Here is a 6,470-nt window from a genome sequence, read left to right as displayed (position 1 = left end):
GATAAAGCAGATGAAGCATGGTCACAGATGAAGAAAGCTGAGGAAAAAATTAATAAAATTTGTGAGTATTTACTTGATTTAAGAAACACCTCTAATAAATACAATGATACGCTTTCTTCTGCTAATGAAATTTATTAGAAGCATTTAAATGGATTAACAAGCGTTGTTACTATGTTAGGCCATAACGATTGGAATACATTTACTGCTAAAGAGAAAAAACTTACAGAAAATACAGTTCTTCTCGTTGGATTACTTTATAACATGTGTAAAGCTGAACCTGTAATTAAAGGAAAAGGTAAAAAAGATATGAATACTCTTAATACTGCAGAAGTGAATAAATCCATTAACAATGCAAAAGCAGTATTAGCTGATAAGTTCTAAATAATTATATTGTAACTAAAATGACCCTCCTGCCATCTAGGTCAGGAGGGTTTCATGTGTTTAGGGGGCTCACGAAGGACAGGAAAAATTGAGTCACATGACGTGATGTAGGCATTGTAGGCTTTTATGCCTTGTAGTTCTTGAATGTATGACTTTTTTTGTTTTAGATATGAAGATAATACAACACGGTTACATAATATGGAAAAGGAAGAGTTGATAATTCTAGTGTTTTTAAAAAACGAACGAAATTCTATTTTTATAAAGTAGCTGAAGATGGATAATTACTAGAATAATTTGAAGAATATTATAAAAATATTTTACTATAAATGATATGATAAAAGAAAAACCGGCAATGCCTCTGGAGTGTTGTATTACTGCTAGTGGCAAATATCTTTCAGAGAACCTTGAGGAGGGATGAGCTTTGAAAGTTAAGCGAAATACATTTAGAGTTGTAATAGTACTGATGTGCTTTGTAATTGGGGTAGGGTTATTGAGTAGTTGTGGAAAAGCAAAGGAAAGTGAAGCTCAACAAGCGAACAGTGAAACCATGGTTGAGAAAACGCCTGATGTAGATGTAGTGGAAAATAAATCTCAACCAGAAGAAGCTAAGAAACCAGTAGACAAAATCACAAAGAGAGAAGAAATCTTAAAGGGCGAAGAAGTTACTGTAAGCGAAGAAATTCAGCTTTTTGAGGAGACCTCAAAGGAGCTAGCCTTTTCTAGTGGTGCTGGTGGATGGGCAACTTTAATTACACTAAATTCTGATGGTTCTTTTGAAGGTGTATACCATGATTCAGAGATGGGTAGCAGTGGTGAGGGGTATCCACATGGTTCAGTCTATATTTGTGTCTTTAGTGGACAATTTGATGATATAAAGCAGGTAAACGGCTATACCTATTCTATGACTCTTGGTGAAATAACTACCGAAAATAATGAGGGAGAGGAATGGATTAAAGATCAGATACGTTATATAGCCTCAGTCCCATATGGAATGGAAGATGGGGAAGAATTTCTTCTCTATACTCCAGAAACTCCTATCAAGGAACTTTCAGAAGAGCTTTTGAGCTGGTGGCCAAAAGGATACTTACCCGAGGAAGAAGTAACGGAAACACTTTCATGCTATGGTCTTTATAATAAAGAAATGGGATACGGATTTTTTACTAACGAATAAAATGTGAAGCTTTTTAAATTAAAAAAGTAGACCAAAATCACTTGTGAAAAAACAAATTCTACTTACTTAAACATTCTAATGTTTATTTCACTCCCTGAAAATATAAGAACTAGCTTTGAAAACTTGAATTTTCAACACTTTATGGATATACTATTTTTATCAAATAACACTACACTTATATGATTTGATAGAAAAATAAGTTAGCAAATAGATAATATTAGGAGGAAAACATTGAAGCTTATTTCATGGAATATTGATTCATTAAATGCAGCATTAACAAGTGATTCAGCACGTGCGTTATTATCTCGAGATGTATTAGAGACGATTATACAACATAATCCAGAAATTATTGCCTTACAGGAAACAAAGTTATCAAGTAATGGTCCTACGAAAAAGCATTTAGAAATTTTGAAGGATAAGTTTCCGGATTACGAAATTGTTTGGAATAGTTCAGTAGAACCAGCCCGCAAGGGTTACGCTGGTACCATGTTTTTATATAAGAACCATTTAAAACCATCTGTTATATTTCCAGTAATTGATGCGCCAGGCACCATGGATGCTGAGGGTCGAATCATTACATTAGAGTTTGAACATTTCTACCTAACACAGGTTTATACGCCCAATGCGGGGGATGGTCTGAATCGTTTAGAAGAGCGTCAGATTTGGGATATAAAATATGCAAATTATCTAGTAAATCTTGATAAAGAGAAGTATCTTATAGCAACAGGTGATTTCAACGTAGCACATAAAGAAATCGATTTGGCTCATCCTAATAATAATCGTAACTCAGCTGGCTTTACGGATGAGGAACGCCAAGGCTTTACAAATCTTTTAGAAAAAGGTTTTACAGATACCTTTCGCTATGTTCACGGAGATGTAACAGATGTTTATACTTGGTGGGCTCAGCGTGTTAAAACAAGTAAAATTAATAATTCTGGTTGGAGAATTGATTATTGGTTGGTGAGTAATCGCATTGCAGATAAAGTAATTAAATCTGAAATGATTGATTCAGGTCCAAGACAAGATCATACACCAATATTACTTGAAATTAATTTCTAGTTTGACATAATCAATACACCATTTATCTAATGGATTCAAAATTAAATGAACTTTGACCCACGAGGGAAGGCTGACTGTGCGAAATTGGGTCTCAGAAAAAAGTTACAAAAGGCTGTCTCTAATCATGCGAGTTAGAGACAGCTTTATCTTTTTTATATTTTCAGTTCTTATTTTATAGCTTTATTAAAAATTAGTTATTCCAATAATTATTTGCAGATGCTACTGTTGGAGATGTATTGCAACGACTTATGAGACAAAATTAAGCTATTTGCGTTATTAGCATATGTGGGACGCAACATTTTTCTAATTACTTCATTGGGTTAAGTCATACTTACAGCTTTATATGATGTTTGCGTTGTTGTAAACAAAGATTTTAATGTGGAAATACCAGCTCGTGTTGGTGAATTTTCTGGTGGGAAATATGCTGTTTTCTTGCTTGACCATACAAAAGAGGCAGTCAGTGAATTTTGGAGCAATATTTTCTCTGAGATAGAAAGAAATAATCTATCAATAAGAGAACAACCAATTATAGAAAGATATACTTCACAAATGATTGATAATCATTTGTGTGAAATATTAGTTCCTATACAGTAACGAAGCACGGACATTTCCTATCTTCTGGGAACGCCTAATATCCATTGATGAAAATCACGAGGAATCACGAGGGACATGAAATTTTGAGTCATTTTTTATTATTAGATACGAGCGCCTGTTTGAATGTGTTTTCTTACAGGATATAATAATATGTAGGAATTATTTCCAAATATGAAATATTATGGTAAAGATGTGATAAGATTAAAATAATAAAAAATTGAGAACTATCCCAAAAAAACAATTAGGCTTGCGGGACAGGTCTCAATGATACCATCAATCTGTAATGATTTCTGTCAAGTAAACAGGTTTAAATGCAAAAAGTCCCGTCCTAAATAATCCACATAATTAAGTATATTTAAGAGGATGCATTTAATACTTAAGAATTGATATGAAATGAAATCCACAAGGGGATGGATTCAATTATCTTATGAACATAAATATACAACACCTATCACCATAAATTTGTTTTTAAGACATCAACGACCCACGGATCTCTCGTCCCTCGTATGATTATACCTGAGCAAAAAATACAAATATTTATAAGCTCTGCATGTGGGGATGAACCTAAAAAAACAAAAATATAGTTTCGTGCGTGAAGCACTTAAAGTATTAATTGAATCGACGGGTTTTGCAAAAACTTACGTCTTTGAATCAGAAGGAGCTTCCACGACTTCGGCGGGACAGCACTACACATTTGCATTGGAAGATTGCGATGTATGTATATTTCTGATTGATAATAGTGATGGTGTTCCACCGGGAGTTCAAAAGGAAATTGATACAGCTAAAAAACATGGTATCAAATCACTTTTCTATTTTTGTGACCAAGCCTCAAAAACAGAAACGCCACTGCAAAAAAGCTTGAAGGGAGCAAAATACGCAAAAAGCAAAACCATACATGACTTTAAAGACCTTATCAAAAGCGGTGCACAAGATTTAATAAACGATTTAATAACTATATATAAGAACTACTGCAAAGGTCGATTAACATGGTATGAAGAGTCGTTGACAGAGAAATCTACTGAAATTTCAAATATTGAAATATCTCTTTATTCAGATAGTATTGCACAAAAGGATGTACTTACTAATATTGACTGTTGTGTTGAATATTTTACAAAGCTGATTCTTGAGCTTTCATATGACAAAGTGAAAAAAACAGGAAACATAGACAAATTATGTGTCGCCTTTCTCCCTGTGTTATTTGAAGGGACTACCGTCAATGAAGAAAGCTTGAGGTCATTATTGTTAGAGATTGAGAAACATCAAACTTCTAAGCATTTTACTGTAACAAAAAGCGGTATGAGGCCATCAAGGAATATTATTCCGGAGATCAAGAAGCTTGTGTAAACAAACTAGATGAAGCATTGTAAATTGCAAAACAAAATTGCTTACCTGAATGGCTTATAAAAGATATACTCATTGATTTGCGGAATCAAAATATGCTATTGCAAGAAAGTCGAAATTATTTCTTGCTAAAGCCGGAATATCAAAATGAATTAGATAATAGTCAATCTTTGCTTTATTATCCGTTATTGGATAGGCTAGACAGTAATTATTATGAGGGTATTATCCAAGAAGCTATTAAATATAAAACTCAAACTCCTGGGACAGTTACTCTCGGTCACGGGCTAGGTACACATATTAGATCGCTTACAGGCATTTATGTATTAGCAATGTATAATGGTTCACTTACTCATTTACAGATGCTGTACAAACGTATTAAACTTATTTCCTTTTGCTCATAAACGGTTTATTAGCAAATTAGATGCGTTTAGAATTACTTGCTATTATATGGATGATGAAAGATTTAGTTTTGTTTGGTCTGAGTTATATGAGCTTATTTCCAAATGGATTGAAGATGAAAGTTCCGTAACCGTAATAGGTCACGAGATATTCCTTGCCCTTGAAGGCAGCTATTTGCGTATCCCTCATAACCAACTAATTGAAATCATCTGCAACTGTATTTATAATAACAAACATCGATTTTACGACGAAATATTTGAACTGATTCGAAAATGCGTAAATCTTGACCAAGCGTCTCCAGAAAATACAGCCAATCTATTGGAAGCAATTATAAATATCGTGCGAAATCCAGATGAAAGGACACATATTTATAGTCTACAGGGAGCGCTGTTTACTCTTAGGAAAAAGCATAGGGAGCTAACAGAAGAACTTGATAAAATAATTGCTGATGAAATGCCTGATTTTTATGACAACACTTACCGTTTGGAGACAACAATCGAAGAGAACACGGATATGCCGGTCTTTTTGAAGTCATATATAACTTAAGCGTAGAAAGACAACGAAGAACAAGGAAAAAATGGGACATTTTTTGGTCGAGTGAATCAGCCACATATTACTATCAAAAATATCTTACAGCAAAGTACGGTAAAGTTTTCTAATGACTTAATTGATTCTGCGTTTCAAGTGTCGAGTGAAACATTATTAAGAGAAAACCAGACGATTGAAGCAAAAATAGATGCTATAGAACTGTTGGTTTACTTGTTAAAATCTCCAACTAGCGTACAAGAGCGTAATAAAAATAAGATAATAGAATTGTTGTCGAGTAAACCGCAAGTGGAAAAGGCGCAAGCTATCATGATGAATTTAAATGAAACAAATCTCAGATTTTCTGCACTTCTTTTATATAATTGCTTAGGTGAAGATATTACAGCGGAGTTGCTTAATATATTAGTAGATATTGGCGATGATACTTTATCAAATAGAAAAGCTAGTGCAGCATTTTTGAATTATCTAGAAGCTAACAATTCCCCTGTGTCTGACGTTCAGTTAGAACATATAATATTACAACAGGCGATAGAGTGGTGCGTGTAATCCGACTTGGATATTCGTTGGAATGCGGTTCAAATTCTATTTTTATTATTGCAAAACATAGAGAATAAGAATGTTGTATGCAATCAATTAGTTAAGCTAATGGACACAGATAATGTCTACATAAAAAATAAAATACTTAGGAATATTTACCTAATAAAAGATGTTGATTTTGAAACATACAAATACATTATTCAAAAAGCATCTGTAGATACAAACTATGTAGTGCGTAAAGTTGCTAATGAGGTACAGATGGAAATTATATTACCTGGATAAATAATTAAACACTAATAGGGACATATTTCGTGCGCCACGAAGGCGACATTCCAAGTAATTAATATTACTTGAAGACAGCTATGCTGTGCAAATGATGGTGGAGGACCCACCGAATTCGCCATACAGGTGGTGATTTCAAACTACCCTAAGGTGCTGTAGA

Annotated in this window: 9 protein-coding genes; all 9 read left to right on the top strand. The window is 33.7% G+C overall.

Features of this window, described 5'->3' with window-relative positions; genetic code table 11:
- Positions 1-171 precede the first annotated feature (171 nt).
- The 9 genes from Q7P22_RS07785 to Q7P22_RS07745 all read left to right on the top strand — a co-directional run bounded on the left by Q7P22_RS07785 (position 172) and on the right by Q7P22_RS07745 (position 6,310).
- Complete coding sequence (locus Q7P22_RS07785; RefSeq protein WP_303862749.1) at positions 172-381, top strand: hypothetical protein; 210 nt, start codon at positions 172-174, stop codon at positions 379-381.
- Positions 382-802: 421 nt separating this feature from the next.
- Positions 803-1,552 (top strand): hypothetical protein, encoded by a 750-nt coding sequence (locus tag Q7P22_RS07780; protein WP_303862748.1) that lies wholly within the window; start codon positions 803-805, stop codon positions 1,550-1,552.
- Between the two features lie 231 nt (positions 1,553-1,783).
- Positions 1,784-2,611 carry an exodeoxyribonuclease III gene (locus Q7P22_RS07775; protein ID WP_303862745.1) on the top strand — a complete coding sequence of 276 codons (828 nt, stop codon included), beginning with the start codon at positions 1,784-1,786 and terminating at the stop codon, positions 2,609-2,611.
- 327 nt (positions 2,612-2,938) lie between these two features.
- Entirely contained in the window at positions 2,939-3,205 is a 267-nt protein-coding gene (locus Q7P22_RS07770) for a GyrI-like domain-containing protein (RefSeq protein WP_303862753.1), read from the top strand.
- Positions 3,206-3,763: 558 nt separating this feature from the next.
- Entirely contained in the window at positions 3,764-4,549 is a 786-nt protein-coding gene (locus Q7P22_RS07765) for a hypothetical protein (RefSeq protein ID WP_303862742.1), read from the top strand.
- Positions 4,550-4,641: 92 nt separating this feature from the next.
- The gene (locus Q7P22_RS07760; protein ID WP_303862739.1) at positions 4,642-4,947 is read left to right on the top strand and encodes a hypothetical protein; all 306 of its coding nucleotides are present in this window, start codon (positions 4,642-4,644) and stop codon (positions 4,945-4,947) included.
- Positions 4,948-4,993: 46 nt separating this feature from the next.
- Entirely contained in the window at positions 4,994-5,491 is a 498-nt protein-coding gene (locus Q7P22_RS07755; protein WP_303862736.1) for a hypothetical protein, read from the top strand.
- 51 nt (positions 5,492-5,542) lie between these two features.
- The gene (locus Q7P22_RS07750; protein WP_303862733.1) at positions 5,543-6,037 is read left to right on the top strand and encodes a hypothetical protein; all 495 of its coding nucleotides are present in this window, start codon (positions 5,543-5,545) and stop codon (positions 6,035-6,037) included.
- Positions 6,038-6,085: 48 nt separating this feature from the next.
- Positions 6,086-6,310: a hypothetical protein gene (locus tag Q7P22_RS07745; RefSeq protein ID WP_303862730.1), complete on the top strand. Its 225-nt coding sequence runs from the start codon at positions 6,086-6,088 to the stop codon at positions 6,308-6,310.
- Positions 6,311-6,470: the final 160 nt, after the last annotated feature.

Origin of the sequence: Alkalibaculum bacchi (assembly GCF_937875145.1) — a bacterium.
In the GTDB taxonomy this organism is placed as follows: Bacteria; Bacillota; Clostridia; order Eubacteriales; family Alkalibacteraceae; genus Alkalibaculum; species Alkalibaculum bacchi_A.
The sequence above is the reverse complement of the archived record's forward strand: the minus strand, read 5'-3'. Positions and strand labels throughout refer to the sequence as shown.

What these genes read in the sequence shown, in the direction of transcription:
- Q7P22_RS07785 (WP_303862749.1), top strand. Translation starts at nt 172, where the DNA reads ATGTTAGGCCATAACGATTGGAATACATTTACTGCTAAAGAGAAAAAA.
- Q7P22_RS07765 (WP_303862742.1), top strand. Translation starts at nt 3,764, where the DNA reads ATGAACCTAAAAAAACAAAAATATAGTTTCGTGCGTGAAGCACTTAAA.
- Q7P22_RS07760 (WP_303862739.1), top strand. Translation starts at nt 4,642, where the DNA reads ATGCTATTGCAAGAAAGTCGAAATTATTTCTTGCTAAAGCCGGAATAT.
- Q7P22_RS07755 (WP_303862736.1), top strand. Translation starts at nt 4,994, where the DNA reads ATGGATGATGAAAGATTTAGTTTTGTTTGGTCTGAGTTATATGAGCTT.